A 13,962-nucleotide genomic window follows, 5' to 3' on the forward strand; every position below is an offset into this window, starting at 1 on the left:
GGCTGCCAAGGGTCAGTGCGCAACCACCATACGTTTGGGGGCAACCTTGCCGTCGTCGTCGATAATTCCGACGCCGATAAAGGTGCCCTCTTCCAGCAACCGCACCAGCCCTTCGCTGGGCGCACCGGGTACCTGCACGGCCTGGCCTTGCTTGAGGTAATAGGCGCTGGCCTCTTTCACCTCAACCGCTGGCATGTCCTGCACGGCGCTGTCCATGGGCAACAAGAAGCTGTCGAGGTAGTCGCCGGGGCTCACTTCGTCGGCCCTGGCCTTTTCCAGCAGCGCTTCCAGGCGCTCCAAGGTCACCACCCGCTCCATGGGGTAGTCGGACACCTTGGTGCGGCGCAGCATCACCACGTGGGCGCCGCAGCCCAGCACTTCGCCGAGGTCGTCCACTATGGTGCGGATATAGGTGCCTTTGGAGCACTCCACGTCCAGCTCCACTTCGTCGCCTTCAAAGCGCACCAGGGTCAGCTTGTAAACGGTGATGGGGCGCGCTTCGCGGGGTACTTCGATGCCTTCGCGGGCGTATTTGTACAAGGGTTTGCCCTGGTATTTGAGGGCCGAGTACATGCTGGGCACCTGCATGATGGGGCCGCGGAATTTATCCAGGGCTTCCAAGAGGTCGCCCATCACCACATCCACGGGCCGCTCTGACACCACTTCGCCATCGGCATCGGAGGTATCGGTGCGCACCCCCAGCTTGGCGATGACCCGGTAGCCTTTATCCGAGTCCAGCAAGAACTGCGAGAACTTGGTGGCTTCCCCAAAGCAGATCGGCAGCATGCCGGTGGCCAAGGGGTCCAGAGCGCCGGTGTGGCCGGCCTTCTGGGCAAAGAAGATGCGTTTGACTTTCTGCAGGGCGTCGTTGGAACTCAGGCCCTGGGGTTTGTCCAGCAGCAGGACACCGTCCAGCGGACGGCCCTTGGACCGACGCTTGCTCATTCCTTGTCCTCGTCCTCGCGACCGCTTTGCACTTTCTTGGCCTCGTCTTTTGCGATGGCTTGGCTGACGGCGTTGGAGATCCGCATCCCTTCAATCAGGGAGGTATCGTGGACGAATTTCAGCTCCGGCACGATACGCAGGCGCAGGCGGCCGCCCACTAGGCTGCGGATATAAGGTTTGGCTTCTTGCAGACCCTTAAGGGTTTCCTTGACCTTCTCTTCATCCTGTTCAAACAGGGTGATGAACACCTTGGCGTGAGAGAGGTCGCGGCTGACATCCACCCCGGACACGGTGACCATGCCAACGCGGGGATCTTTGACTTCGCGCTGCAGAATCATCGCGATTTCCCGTTGCAGCTCTTGGCCGACACGGCGGGTACGACTGACTTGACTTGCCATATGATTTGCCTTTTTAAAGACAAGGACGGGGGCGCTTGGCCCCCGTCCTTATGGTTGTTGTTTCCTTAGAGAGTCCGTGCAACCTCAACGGTTTCAAAGACCTCAATTTGGTCACCGACGCGAACATCATTGTAGTTCTTAACGCCGATACCACACTCGTAGCCGTTCTTAACCTCGGCCACGTCGTCTTTGAAGCGGCGCAGAGATTCCAGCTCGCCTTCGTAGATAACCACGTTTTCACGCAGCACGCGGATAGGCGCAGAGCGCTTGACCACACCTTCAGTGACCATACAGCCGGCCACGGCGCCGAACTTGGGCGACTTGAACACGTCGCGCACTTCGGCCAGACCGATGATCTCCTGCCTGAATTCCGGTGCCAGCATGCCGGTCATGGCTTGCTTCACTTCTTCAAGCAGTTCGTAGATCACGCTGTAGTAGCGAAGATCCAGGTTCTCGGTCTCAACTACCTTGCGGGCAGAAGCGTCGGCACGGACGTTAAAGCCAAGCAGGATAGCGTTGGAAGCGGCAGCCAGGGTGGCGTCGGTCTCGGTGATACCACCTACGCCGGAGCCCACCACTTTGACCTTCACTTCGTCGGTGCTGAGTTTCAGCAAGGAGTCGATGATGGCTTCCACAGAGCCCTGTACGTCGGCTTTGAGTACCACGTTCAGCTCGGAGACTTCGCCTTCGGCCATGTTGGCAAACATGTTCTCAAGCTTGGCCTTCTGCTGGCGAGCCAGCTTGACATCACGGAACTTGCCTTGACGATAGAGCGCCACCTCACGGGCTTTCTTCTCGTCACGCACAACGGTGGCTTCGTCACCGGCTGCCGGCACGCCAGACAGACCCAGGATCTCAACCGGAATGGAAGGACCGGCTTCTTTGATTTCGGCGCCCACTTCATCACGCATGGCGCGGACACGGCCGTATTCCAGACCGCACAGTACGATGTCGCCCTGCTTGAGGGTACCGGACTGCACCAGCACGGTGGCCACGGGGCCACGGCCTTTATCCAGGCGCGATTCCACTACCACACCGGTGGCCATACCGTCTTTGATGGCGGTCAGCTCCAGTACTTCAGACTGCAGCAGGATGGCGTCCAGCAGGTTATCCACACCCTCACCGGTTTTGGCGGAGACAGGTACGAACTGCACTTCACCGCCCCAGTCTTCGGTCAGCACGTCGTTCTGAGCCAGTTCGCTCTTAACGCGGTCCGGGTCGGCCTCGGGCTTGTCCATCTTGTTGACGGCAACAATCAAGGGAACACCGGCCGCCTTGGCGTGCTGGATGGCTTCCTTGGTTTGCGGCATGACGCCGTCGTCGGCGGCAACAACCAGTACCACGATGTCGGTGGCTTTGGCACCACGGGCACGCATGGCGGTAAAGGCGGCGTGACCAGGGGTGTCGAGGAAGGTGATCATGCCTTTCTCGTGCTCGACGTGGTAAGCACCGATGTGCTGGGTAATACCACCGGCCTCGCCTGCGGCGATCTTGGCCTTACGGATGTAATCCAGCAGTGAGGTTTTACCGTGGTCGACGTGACCCATGATGGTCACCACCGGCGCGCGAGGCAGAGCCTGGGCTTCGGTGTCACGGTCCAGCAGTACCGCTTCTTCCAGTTCGTTTTCTTTGCGCAGTACAACCTTGTGGCCCATTTCTTCGGCCACCAGTTGCGCGGTTTCTTGATCGATCACCTGGTTGATGGTGGCCATGGCGCCCATTTTCATCATCGCTTTGATGACTTCGGTCGCTTTTACCGCCATCTTGCTGGCCAGTTCGCCAACAGTGATGGTTTCACCGATCTGTACGTCGCGGGTTACCGGCTGAACAGGCTTGTTAAAGCCATGCTGCATGGAAGCCGGGGTACGGCCCTTGCCCTTCTTGGGCAGGCGGGAGCTGCGGCGGTCAGCATCACGCTCACGCTTATCGCTGTTGCGTTTGCTTTGGCCTTTGGCCTTGGCAGCACCACGGCGGCGACCTTCGGACTCGCGCTCGGCTTCCACTTCTGCTTCTTTGACGTAGGTAGACTTATCGTCTTCGTCTTCGGCAGGCTTGTTCTTGGCTTCCTCAGCCAGGCGCTTTTCGCTTTCCTCGGCCAGGCGGCGGGCTTCTTCTTCCAGGCGCACAGCGTCGGCTTCGGCCTTTTTCAGGGCCTCTTCTTCCTGCTTACGCTTGAGGGCGTCAGCTTCGGCTTTCAGGCGTTGCACTTCAGCATCGTCCTTTTTGGCAGTGCCGGCAGCTTTAGGCTGGTTACCGGCAACGGCTTTGGCCTGAGCTTCTTTGCGGGCTTTGTCTTCCGCTTCGCGCTTGGCCTTGGCTTCAGCTTCAGCAGCAGCGCGAGCAGCCGCTTCCTGGCGAGCCTTTTCTTCGGCTTCCAGGCGGGCTTTCTCAGCAGCCGCTTCGGCTTCCTGGCGCGCCTGCTCTTCAGCCGGATCGCGTTTTACGAAAGTGCGCTTCTTACGCACTTCCACCTGTACCTCTTTGGTACGGCCACCAGCACCACCGACAGACAGGGTGCTTTTGGTCTTACGGGTCAGGGTCAACTTGTCAGGGGCACCTGCATTGCCGCCATGCTGCTCTTTGAGGTGAGACAGCAAGGTCTGCTTTTCGTCTTCGCTGACCTCGTCTGAAGCGGCCTTTTTGATGCCGACCTCAGCAAACTGTTGGATCAGGCGATCAACCGGCGTACCTACATCATTGGCAAGTTTTTCAACTGTAACTTCTGCCATCTAAATCTTTCCTCCGTTGATCCCGTTTTAGGCCTCGGCGTTGTCACCGAACCAGCAGATGTTGCGGGCGGCCATGATCAGCTCGCCTGCTTTGGTTTCATCCAGCTCTTCGATGTCGGCCAAATCGTCAACGCCTTGTTCAGCCAGGTCTTCCAGGGTACGAACGCCTTTGCCTGCCAGTTTAAAGGCCAGGTGGCGGTCCATCCCTTCCAGATTCAAAAGGTCCTCAGCCGGCTCGGCGCCTTCGAGGCTTTCTTCGTTGGCCAGTGCAGCGGTAGTCAGGGCTGCCTTGGCGCGATTACGCAATTCTTCTACCAAGTCCTCGTCGAGACCATCGATCTCGAGGAACTCGGAAGTGGGGACATAAGCAATTTCTTCAAGGGTCGAGAAACCTTCTTCCACCAACAGCGCCGCGAAATCTTCGTCGATTTCCAGCTTATCGATGAACTGCTGCAGCAGTTTGTCGTTCTCGGCCTGGTGCTTGGCTTTCATGTCCGCCACGGTCATGACGTTCAGTTCCCAGCCGGTCAGCTGGCTGGCCAGACGCACGTTCTGGCCGCCACGGCCGATGGCCTGGGCGAGATTGCTCTCTTCCACGGCGATGTCCATGGCGTTGGCATCTTCATCAACGATGATGGAGGCCACGTCGGCCGGCGCCATGGCGTTGATAACGAATTGAGCCGGGTTGTCGTCCCACAGCACGATATCGACGCGCTCGCCTTCCAGTTCACCGGAAACAGCCTGAACGCGGGCACCGCGCATACCGACGCAGGCGCCGATAGGGTCGATGCGGCGATCGTTGGTTTTAACGGCGATCTTGGCGCGGCTGCCAGGGTCACGGGCAGCGCCCTTGACTTCAATCAGCTCTTCGCCAATTTCCGGCACTTCAATGCGGAACAGTTCGATGAGCATCTGCGGCTTGGCGCGGCTCAGGAACAGCTGGGCACCACGGGCCTCGGGCTTGACCGCAAACAGCAGGGCGCGAACCCGATCGCCGGGGCGGAAAGATTCGCGGGGCAGCATTTCGTCGCGGTACAGCACGGCCTCGGCGTTGTTGCCAAGGTCGAGGATAACCATGTCGCGGCTAGCCTTTTTAACGGTACCCGTCACCAGTTCACCGACGTTGTCGGCAAACAGCTCAACCACCTGGGCGCGCTCGGCTTCACGGACCTTCTGCAGAATGACCTGCTTGGCGGTCTGGGTGGTGATGCGGTCAAAGGTGATGGAGTCGATCTGCTCTTCGATGAATTCACCGGCTTGCAGTTCGTCGTTTTCTTCCATGGCGCGGGCGGCGGACAGCGTCACTTCTTTGAGCGGGTGCTCCAGGACGTCGTCACTGTCTTCAACAATCAGCCAACGGCGATAGGTGTCGAAGTCACCGGTTTTGCGGTCAATGGCGACGCGGACGTCGATTTCCTTGTCATGCTTTTTCTTGGTGGCGGTCGCCAGGGCTGCCTCCAGCGCTTGAAAAATCTTCTCGCGCGGTACGGCCTTCTCGTTAGAGACAGCGTCGACAACCAGCAGGATCTCTTTATTCATCAGGATGCCTCGTTACACCTTTGCCGTTATTCAAAACTGTGGAACCAGGTTGGCTTTATCGATATTGCTGAAAGCGAAGCGGTCTTCCTTGCCTTCGTATGCCAACTGGATCATGTCACCTTCAATGGCAACCAGCTTGCCTTTAAAGCGGCGACGACCCGCCACCGGCACAACCAGTTTGATTTCGATGTCCGAGCCTACCACTTTTTGAAAGTGCTCAGGCACAAACAGCGGCCTGTCCAGGCCGGGAGAGGACACTTCAAGGAAGTATTCGCTCTGAATGGGATCCTCGACATCCAGCACAGAACTGACCTGGTGGCTGACCTCGGCACAATTATCCACCGTCACCCCATTGGGGCTGTCGATATAGATCCGCAGTGTGGCACTGCGGCCAGCGCGGGCCATTTCAACGCCTAGCAGTTCAAAGCCAAGGGCTTCGACGGCGGGCGTCAACATCTCTGTCAATTGCTGTTCCAGTCTTGCCAAGGGCAATCCCTCCAAAAACAAAAAAAGGGCTAACGCCCAGTATCACAGCCGACTACGCGCGAAAGCATAGTCGATACCCCCACCGCGAGGCGATAAAGCGGCCTGCCGTGGACTTTAGATAGCAAAAAGCCCCGAACGATGCGGGGCTTTCTTCAACCTTAGTTGACAGACCCCGCATGGGGCCGGCTAATCAAAGGCAGCGCCTCTGATTAACTGTTTGGTTGCGGGAGCCGGATTTGAACCGACGACCTTCGGGTTATGAGCCCGACGAGCTACCAGGCTGCTCCATCCCGCGACAAACAGGTCGGCATCTTACTGGACTTGAAGGATTTTATCAAGCCAAAGAGCCTTGGTTGGTGCCGAGAGCGGGACTTGAACCCGCACGCCAATTAAGGCACTACCCCCTCAAGATAGCGTGTCTACCAATTCCACCATCTCGGCAAATTCACTTACATCAGTTGGTCGGTACGTCCGGCTTTTCTGATGACGGCTGCTCTTGCTTTTGTTGCTCAGCGGCCGGTTTTTCCAGGTTCTGCCATTTATCGTCTGGCTTGGCCTGGTGGGCTGTCATGTTACCGAGCACCAGGCTCAGAACGAAAAACAGCGTTGCAGCTATCGCGGTAGCCCGGGTCAGAAAGTTTCCTGAACCACCGGCACCAAATACGGTATTCGAGGCACCTGCTCCGAAAGACGCTCCCATATCGGCACCTTTACCTTGCTGGATCATTACCAGACCGATAAGTGCCAGCGCCACGAGCAGGTAGACCACTAACAGAACTTCATACATATCAGCAGTTTCCTGTCTCTGGCAGGGAGTGGTCCCCGCCGCGCCGTGATTGTCGCAAATTAACAACCACTGTCAAGCGGCTTCGAGATGACTTGCCAGCGCTTAGCGCCCTTCACCTCGAAAGCGGGGCAGATATTAACGAAGCCCTCGCCCCCCCGCAAGCTGATTTTCAAAAAAGACAACCGAGTGCTGTTTTATTGGGCAACCCTGGTTACAACGTCGGCGATCGCGCGGGCCAAACGGTCAACTTGGCCAGATTCGGCCCCTTCCACCATCACCCGTACCACCGGCTCGGTACCGGATTTTCGCAGCAAAACCCGGCCGGTATTGGCCAGTTCCGCTTCGGCATCAGCCACCGCCTGCTCTACATCGGTGTGGGTAACCGGGTCCTGGCCCTTCTGGTAACGCACGTTGATAAGCTTTTGCGGATACTTGGGCATCTGCGCCGCCAGCTCGGCCAGGGGCTTGCCTGTGACCACCAGGGCGTGCAGCACCTGAAGCGCGGCAATGATACCGTCACCGGTGGTGGTGTGGTTAAGGCTGATAATGTGCCCTGACGACTCGCCGCCCAGGTTCCAGCCATTGGCCTTGAGTTTTTCAAGCACGTAGCGGTCACCCACCTTGGCCCGCTCGAAGGCAACGCCCATTTCCTTGAAGGCCACTTCCATACCGAAGTTGGACATCAAAGTACCGACAACGCCGCCGCTCAGCAGCCCTTGGCTTTGCCAGAAGCTGGCCAGGATAAAGATAAGCTGGTCGCCATCCACCAACTTGCCGTTATGGTCCACCATCATCAGGCGGTCGCCGTCACCGTCCAGGGCTATCCCGAAGTCGGCCCGCACTTCCTTGACCTTGGCCGCCAGGGCCTTGGTGTCGGTGGCACCGAAACCGGCATTGATGTTAAAGCCGTCCGGGTTGGTACCGATGGTAACCACATCGGCGCCCAGCTCACGAAACACCTCAGGGGCAATGTGGTAGGTGGCACCATTGGCGCAATCGACCACCATACGCAGCCCTTTTAGCGACAGCTGCGACGGGAAACTGGATTTACAGAATTCGATGTAACGGCCAGCGGCGTCGTCCAGGCGGCGGGCCTTGCCCAAATGCTCGGAGTTGATACCGGCCATGGGTTTATCCAACTCGGCCTCGATGGCCAGCTCGATTTCGTCAGGCAGTTTTTCACCGTCGGTGGAGAAGAACTTGATGCCGTTGTCGTGATAGGGGTTGTGGGACGCGGAGATCACGATACCGGCTTCGGCCCTGAAGGTACGAGTCAGGTAAGCCACTGCCGGGGTGGGCATAGGGCCCATCAGCTCGATATTGATACCGGCCGCCGACAAACCGGCTTCCAAAGCCGACTCGAGCATGTAGCCTGAGATACGGGTGTCTTTACCAATCAAAATCTTATGGGTGCCCTGACGGGACAACACCTTACCGGCCGCATAGCCCAGTTTCAGGGCAAATTCGGGGGTAATGGGGTGCTCACCCACTAGGCCACGGATACCGTCGGTGCCAAAATACTTACGTTCGCTCACGCCTTAGACTCCCTGCTCAGTCGCTTGCCAGACCCGTATTGCATCACAGGTTTCCTGGACATCATGGACGCGAATAATACCAGCCCCCTGCTGAACCGCAATCAAGGCGCAGGCGATGGAGCCTGCCAGCCGCTCGCCAAGGTCCCGGCCCAAGAGATGACCTATCATGGACTTTCGCGACATACCCACCAGCAGTGGCAGCCCCAGGCTTTCAAACTCTCGCAGCCTTTTGAGCATCACGTAGTTATCGCCAAGGGATTTGCCAAAACCAAAGCCAGGGTCGAGCCACAGGCGCTCACGGGCAATCCCTGCCGCCTCACAATCGGCAACGCGCTCGGCCAGAAAGGTGCTCACCTCGGCCATCAAATCTTGGTACTGGGGCGCCTGCTGCATGGTGCGGGGCTGGCCCTGCATGTGCATCAAGCAGACTTGCACCTTGGAAGCAGCCACCGCCGCCAGCGCACCGGGTTCGAGCAGGGCGCGAATGTCGTTAATCATATCGGCGCCAAAGCGGATGCTTTCACGCATCACCACGGCTTTGGAGGTATCGATGGAGACCTTCACGTCAAAACGTGCCTTGATGGCTTCAACCACCGGCACCACCCGGTCGACTTCTTCTTGCTCGGGCACCTCAGCGGCGCCAGGGCGGGTAGATTCGCCGCCGATATCCAGCCAGGCGGCGCCTTCCTTTATCAGCTGCTCGGCGTGGCGCAGGGCGCCGTCAAAATCGTTGTGGCGGCCGCCGTCCGAGAAGGAATCGGGGGTGACGTTGAGAATGCCCATTACTTCAGGCTGAACCATGTTTATTCCTTAGCACGATAAAAGAAAACCCCGAGCAAGCTCGGGGTTTTGGCATCAGTTGGCGGGGGCCTCACCACCGGTTGGTCGGATTGGCTTATCAGCCGTTCCTTCCGGCGGCGGCGTGTTATCGGACTTGGGCGGTTGCCAGTCGGCAGGGGCCCGGACCTCGCGACGGTTCATCAGATCGTCGATCTGTTTGGCGTCGATGGTCTCGTACTTCATCAGCGCGTCCTTCATGGTGTGAAGGATGTCCATGTTCTCTTCCAAGATCTTCTTGGAACGCTGATAGTTACGGTCGATAACGTGCTTGATCTCTTCGTCTATGGCGCGAGCGGTGTCGTCAGACATGTGCTTGCTCTTGGCCGCGCTGCGGCCCAGGAACACTTCACCGTCGTCGTCGGCGTACAGCAGCGGCCCCAACTTCTCGGAAAGGCCCCACTGAGTCACCATTTTACGGGCGATGTCGGTGGCGCGTTCGATGTCGTTGGAGGCACCGGTAGTCACCATTTCAGAACCGTAGATGATTTCCTCGGCCAGACGGCCACCAAAGAGGCTGGAGATCATGCTCTCAAGCTGCTGCTTGGAGTGGCTGACCCGGTCACGTTCCGGCAGGTACATGGTCACACCCAAGGCGCGGCCACGGGGGATGATGGACACCTTGTATACCGGGTCGTGCTCGGGTACCAGACGACCGACGATGGCATGGCCCGCTTCGTGATAAGCGGTCATTTCCTTTTCTTTCTCGGTCATCACCATGGAGCGACGTTCGGCGCCCATCATGATTTTGTCTTTGGCTTTTTCGAACTCTTCCATGCCGACCAGGCGTTTGCTGGTACGGGCAGCAAACAGCGCCGCTTCGTTAACCAGGTTAGCGAGATCTGCACCTGAGAAACCGGGGGTGCCACGGGCGATCAGCGCTGGCTCGACATCGTCGGCCACCGGCACTTTGCGCATGTGCACTTTGAGGATTTGCTCGCGGCCACGAACGTCCGGCAGGCCTACCACCACCTGGCGGTCGAAACGGCCGGGGCGCAGCAGGGCCGGGTCAAGCACATCAGGCCTGTTGGTGGCGGCGATAACGATAATGCCTTCGTTACCTTCAAAGCCGTCCATCTCAACCAGCATCTGGTTAAGGGTCTGCTCGCGCTCGTCATGACCACCGCCAAGGCCGGCGCCACGTTGGCGACCAACAGCATCAATTTCGTCGATAAAGATGATGCAGGGGGCGGCTTTTTTGGCTTGGTCGAACATGTCACGGACACGGGACGCACCCACACCCACGAACATTTCAACGAAGTCGGAGCCGGAGATGGTAAAGAAAGGTACCTTGGCTTCACCGGCAATGGCTTTGGCCAGCAGGGTTTTACCGGTACCGGGAGGGCCTACCATCAGCACGCCCTTGGGAATTTTGCCGCCCAGTTTCTGGAACTTGGAAGGGTCGCGCAGGTAATCCACCAGCTCGGACACTTCTTCCTTGGCTTCTTCCACACCGGCTACATCAGCGAAGGTGGTTTTCACCTGATCTTCCGACAGCAGTCTTGCCTTGGATTTACCGAAGGACATGGCGCCTTTGCCGCCACCGCCTTGCATCTGGCGCATGAAGAAGATCCACACACCGATAAGCAGCAGCATCGGGAACCAGTTGATGAGGATGCTGGTCAGCAGGCTGGGGGATTCAGGCTTGGTTGCATAAGCCTGGACACCGTGGGCTCGCAGGTCGTTGATGAGGTCCTTGTCGTACCCGCCAGGGATAACGGTCTCAAAGTGCTCACCACTGGTTTTAGTACCGGTGATCACGCTGGTCTTGTTATCAACCCGGACGTCCTTGATCTGGCCCTTTTCGGTCCAGTCAACGAACTGGGTATAACTTACATTACTGCTGCGGCTCGAGTCCGAACCGTTGAAGCTTTGGAATACCGCCATCAACACAACAGCGATAACCAACCAGAGAATCAGATTTTTAGCCATGTCGCTCAACTTAAGCACCTCTTGAGGCTGTGGGGCGCGCTAAACGGCAGGGTACTATAACTTGTACCCGGTCGCCACAATGTATACTTCCGATGACCGTGATCGGGATGAGTCCGGTTTTCGGGTCTTGACCGTTGTAAAAGCGGCTCTTACCGACTTCATGTAATCCTCGAAGCCTTCACCCATAAAGACTTTGACCACGAAGCTCCCGCCAGGTGCCATGACCTGACGGCACATATCCAATGCCAGTTCCACCAAATACATGGCCCGGGGCTGGTCAACGCCTTTGGTTCCGCTCATGTTCGGCGCCATGTCGGACAGTACCACACTGACTTTCTGGCCACCGATACGTTCCAAAAGGGCGTTAAGCACCGCTTCTTCACGAAAATCGCCCTGCAAAAAGGCAACTCCCGGCAAAGGGTCCATGGGCAGAATGTCGCAGGCAATCACTTCACCCTGCTCGCCCACCAGTTCACTGGCATATTGCGACCAGCCACCAGGAGCGGCGCCCAAGTCCACCACCGTCATGCCGGGGCGGATCAATTTGTCGCGCTGCTGAATTTCTTCAAGCTTGAACACCGCCCTGGACCTCAGTCCGCGCTTTTGGGCCGCCAGGACATAAGGGTCATCAAAATGCTCTTTTAACCAGCGACTAGAGCTGGCGGAACGCTTCTTCTTGGGCATGAAGGTCTCTTGACGTTTATCTTGGACTATAAATGGCGATAAAATTACGGTTTTCAACCCACAAGGGTCATTTACATGGAACTCACGCCGAAACAACGGCAACACCTCAAAGCGCTGGCGCATCCCCTCAAGCCAGTTGTACTGCTTGGCAGCAATGGTCTGACCGAAGGCGTGCTGGCCGAAATCGACCAGGCGCTTGAGCATCACGAACTGATTAAAGTGAAGGTGCCAACCAAAGAACGTGAACTGAAAGTTGCCATCTTTGAAACCATCAGCCAGCAGCTGTCTGCTGCCAAGGTTCAGATGATCGGCCACATGCTGGTGCTGTACCGCCCGGCCAAAGAGCCGGTGATCCGCCTGCCCCGCTAAGTTTCAATGCAAAGAAAAAGGCCGCCAACGCGGCCTTTTTTATCAGACGTAATCGACCTGGGTAATTTCAAACTCTTTGGCACCGGACGGGGTCTGTACCGTAACCACGTCGTCCAATTGCTTACCCACCAGCGCTCTGGCAATGGGTGAGCTCACCGAAATCAGGTTCAATTTGATGTTGGCTTCGTCGTCACCGACGATGCGGTAAGTCACTTCATCGTCGGTATCAAGATTCAGCACCGTCACAGTGGCACCGAAAATAACCCGGCCGTTGTTGGTCATCTTGGTGACGTCAATGATCTGAGCATTGCTCAGTTTGCCTTCGATTTCTTGAATGCGACCTTCACAGAAGCTCTGCTGCTCACGGGCAGCGTGATACTCCGCGTTTTCCTTGAGGTCGCCCAGTTCCCTGGCCGTCGCAATGGCTTCAATGATCTGCGGACGACGCACGCTTTTAAGGTGCTTGAGTTCTTCCCGCAGCTGGTCGGCGCCCGCTTGGGTCATGGGGATCGGCGTCATGGCGTCTCCAATTAATAAAGTGGCTAGAAACAAACAATAGAAGACCGACAAAACCCATTGGGTTATGCCGGTTCCGTCATACTTTTCCCGCATTCTAGCCAAAACCCTCACCCAAGCGCCAGATCTAGCGTCCAGAAGCATCTACACTGTTTTAGATTGGGCTAATGGAGCATATGAGATGAGCGCAACGCTGCCACCAGCTGAACGCCGGAACGACCCCAAAGATCTCCGGCAAAACTTCGAAATATTGGGAGAGCTTCAGCTGGATGCTGTGTATGCCTTGATGAAAGTGGGCGCCAGGTTGCTCTTTGTCAGGGCAGCGCAACTGGCTCCCCTGGCGGTGCTGGAGCACGGCAGCCATTACATCACCGTCGACGATGAGGGCAAAATCGATCTCCACCCGGCGATCAGTATTCGAAGTCACTGAATTAATTATGAACCTAGCCGTTGAGACCTGTTCTGACTCCAACGAGCTTTGTTAATATCCAAAAAAAATTCGGAGACACTTCCATGTTCAACTCCAAACGTATCGCCGTTACCGCCCTGGCCGGTGCCATTATGCTGGCCGGCTGTACCACAGTTGACTCCCAGACCGGTGAGCAGCGCACCAATAAAACCGGCACAGGTGCCGCCATTGGTGCCATCGCTGGTGCCATTCTTGGTAAAGCGACCGGCAGCCATCACCGTGACCGCGCCCTAGTTGGGGCAGCCGTTGGCGCCTTGGCTGGCGCCGCTGTCGGTAACTACATGGACAAACAGGAAGAAGAAATTCGCCAGCAAACCGCCGGCTCCGGCATTGATGTGCAGCGCAATGGCGACAACCTGCTGCTGACCATCCCCAACGGCATCACCTTTGATGTTAACCGCGCCGACGTCAAACCCGAGTTCCAAGGCGTGCTGACCGATCTGGCCAGCACCCTTAACAAGTATCCCAAGACCATGGTGGAGATCTCCGGTCACACCGATAGCACCGGCTCTGCGGCCTACAACCAGACCTTGTCCGTTAACCGTGCCGATTCGGTGAAAAGCTTTTTGGTGCGCCGTGGTGTGATGCCCGAGCGCTTGAGCACCGTTGGTTACGGCCAGACCAAACCCATTGCCAGCAACGCTACAGCAGAGGGCCGCGCCAAAAACCGCCGGGTGGAGATTGAGCTCATCCCCATCGTCGACAATAACTAAGAAAAAACGCCCCGAGGGGCGTT

The 13,962-nt window shown here is 57.5% G+C and carries 14 protein-coding genes and 2 tRNA genes; 3 read left to right on the forward strand and 13 right to left on the reverse strand.

Annotation, left to right across the window (positions count from 1 at the left end; all coding sequences use genetic code 11):
- Positions 1 to 12: 12 nt before the first annotated feature.
- The 12 genes from truB to rlmE form a co-directional block, all read right to left on the reverse strand.
- The gene (truB, locus tag AC22G1_RS13780; protein ID WP_487313876.1) at positions 13 to 945 is read right to left on the reverse strand and encodes a tRNA pseudouridine(55) synthase TruB; all 933 of its coding nucleotides are present in this window, start codon (positions 943 to 945) and stop codon (positions 13 to 15) included.
- Positions 942 to 1,343, reverse strand: a complete 402-nt coding sequence (rbfA, locus tag AC22G1_RS13785) for a 30S ribosome-binding factor RbfA (RefSeq protein ID WP_487313877.1) — start codon at positions 1,341 to 1,343, stop codon at positions 942 to 944. Before rbfA ends, truB begins: the two co-directional genes overlap by 4 nt.
- Positions 1,344 to 1,408: 65 nt before the next feature.
- The gene (infB, locus tag AC22G1_RS13790) at positions 1,409 to 4,072 is read right to left on the reverse strand and encodes a translation initiation factor IF-2 (protein WP_487313878.1); all 2,664 of its coding nucleotides are present in this window, start codon (positions 4,070 to 4,072) and stop codon (positions 1,409 to 1,411) included.
- 27 nt (positions 4,073 to 4,099) lie between these two features.
- The gene (gene nusA / locus AC22G1_RS13795) at positions 4,100 to 5,611 is read right to left on the reverse strand and encodes a transcription termination factor NusA (RefSeq protein ID WP_487313879.1); all 1,512 of its coding nucleotides are present in this window, start codon (positions 5,609 to 5,611) and stop codon (positions 4,100 to 4,102) included.
- Between the two features lie 30 nt (positions 5,612 to 5,641).
- Complete coding sequence (gene rimP / locus AC22G1_RS13800; protein ID WP_123421643.1) at positions 5,642 to 6,097, reverse strand: ribosome maturation factor RimP; 456 nt, start codon at positions 6,095 to 6,097, stop codon at positions 5,642 to 5,644.
- A 218-nt stretch (positions 6,098 to 6,315) separates the two neighbouring features.
- Positions 6,316 to 6,392 (reverse strand) — tRNA-Met (locus AC22G1_RS13805).
- Between the two features lie 59 nt (positions 6,393 to 6,451).
- Positions 6,452 to 6,538 (reverse strand) — tRNA-Leu (locus AC22G1_RS13810).
- 13 nt (positions 6,539 to 6,551) lie between these two features.
- A complete protein-coding gene (gene secG / locus AC22G1_RS13815; RefSeq protein ID WP_050658490.1) occupies positions 6,552 to 6,884 on the reverse strand; it encodes a preprotein translocase subunit SecG in 333 nt (110 codons plus the stop codon).
- Between the two features lie 194 nt (positions 6,885 to 7,078).
- Complete coding sequence (gene glmM, locus AC22G1_RS13820; protein WP_487313880.1) at positions 7,079 to 8,419, reverse strand: phosphoglucosamine mutase; 1,341 nt, start codon at positions 8,417 to 8,419, stop codon at positions 7,079 to 7,081.
- 3 nt (positions 8,420 to 8,422) lie between these two features.
- Entirely contained in the window at positions 8,423 to 9,220 is a 798-nt protein-coding gene (gene folP / locus AC22G1_RS13825; RefSeq protein ID WP_487313881.1) for a dihydropteroate synthase, read from the reverse strand.
- Positions 9,221 to 9,274: 54 nt separating this feature from the next.
- The gene (gene ftsH, locus AC22G1_RS13830; protein ID WP_487316726.1) at positions 9,275 to 11,197 is read right to left on the reverse strand and encodes an ATP-dependent zinc metalloprotease FtsH; all 1,923 of its coding nucleotides are present in this window, start codon (positions 11,195 to 11,197) and stop codon (positions 9,275 to 9,277) included.
- A 45-nt stretch (positions 11,198 to 11,242) separates the two neighbouring features.
- Entirely contained in the window at positions 11,243 to 11,872 is a 630-nt protein-coding gene (gene rlmE, locus AC22G1_RS13835; protein ID WP_487313882.1) for a 23S rRNA (uridine(2552)-2'-O)-methyltransferase RlmE, read from the reverse strand.
- Positions 11,873 to 11,947: 75 nt separating this feature from the next.
- On the opposite strand from rlmE, the gene yhbY reads away from it, so the two are divergent.
- Entirely contained in the window at positions 11,948 to 12,241 is a 294-nt protein-coding gene (yhbY, locus tag AC22G1_RS13840) for a ribosome assembly RNA-binding protein YhbY (RefSeq protein ID WP_050658485.1), read from the forward strand.
- A gap of 42 nt (positions 12,242 to 12,283) precedes the next feature.
- Here the strand turns inward: yhbY and greA are convergent, their stop codons facing one another.
- Positions 12,284 to 12,760, reverse strand: coding sequence for a transcription elongation factor GreA (greA, locus tag AC22G1_RS13845; RefSeq protein WP_050658484.1), 477 nt, complete (start codon positions 12,758 to 12,760; stop codon positions 12,284 to 12,286).
- 178 nt (positions 12,761 to 12,938) lie between these two features.
- Here greA and AC22G1_RS13850 point away from each other — a divergent pair, with 178 nt between their 5' ends.
- Both AC22G1_RS13850 and AC22G1_RS13855 read left to right on the forward strand, forming a co-directional pair.
- Entirely contained in the window at positions 12,939 to 13,187 is a 249-nt protein-coding gene (locus AC22G1_RS13850; protein WP_487313883.1) for a hypothetical protein, read from the forward strand.
- An 83-nt stretch (positions 13,188 to 13,270) separates the two neighbouring features.
- Entirely contained in the window at positions 13,271 to 13,939 is a 669-nt protein-coding gene (locus AC22G1_RS13855; RefSeq protein ID WP_487313884.1) for a YiaD family glycine zipper/OmpA-like lipoprotein, read from the forward strand.
- Positions 13,940 to 13,962 lie beyond the last annotated feature (23 nt).

This window comes from Gallaecimonas zhanjiangensis, from assembly GCF_057624825.1.

Coding starts and splice junctions, on each gene's coding strand:
- truB (WP_487313876.1), bottom strand. CDS start 945: ATGAGCAAGCGTCGGTCCAAGGGCCGTCCGCTGGACGGTGTCCTGCTG.
- rbfA (WP_487313877.1), bottom strand. CDS start 1,343: ATGGCAAGTCAAGTCAGTCGTACCCGCCGTGTCGGCCAAGAGCTGCAA.
- infB (WP_487313878.1), bottom strand. CDS start 4,072: ATGGCAGAAGTTACAGTTGAAAAACTTGCCAATGATGTAGGTACGCCG.
- nusA (WP_487313879.1), bottom strand. CDS start 5,611: ATGAATAAAGAGATCCTGCTGGTTGTCGACGCTGTCTCTAACGAGAAG.
- secG (WP_050658490.1), bottom strand. CDS start 6,884: ATGTATGAAGTTCTGTTAGTGGTCTACCTGCTCGTGGCGCTGGCACTT.
- folP (WP_487313881.1), bottom strand. CDS start 9,220: ATGGTTCAGCCTGAAGTAATGGGCATTCTCAACGTCACCCCCGATTCC.
- rlmE (WP_487313882.1), bottom strand. CDS start 11,872: ATGCCCAAGAAGAAGCGTTCCGCCAGCTCTAGTCGCTGGTTAAAAGAG.
- yhbY (WP_050658485.1), top strand. CDS start 11,948: ATGGAACTCACGCCGAAACAACGGCAACACCTCAAAGCGCTGGCGCAT.
- greA (WP_050658484.1), bottom strand. CDS start 12,760: ATGACGCCGATCCCCATGACCCAAGCGGGCGCCGACCAGCTGCGGGAA.
- AC22G1_RS13850 (WP_487313883.1), top strand. CDS start 12,939: ATGAGCGCAACGCTGCCACCAGCTGAACGCCGGAACGACCCCAAAGAT.
- AC22G1_RS13855 (WP_487313884.1), top strand. CDS start 13,271: ATGTTCAACTCCAAACGTATCGCCGTTACCGCCCTGGCCGGTGCCATT.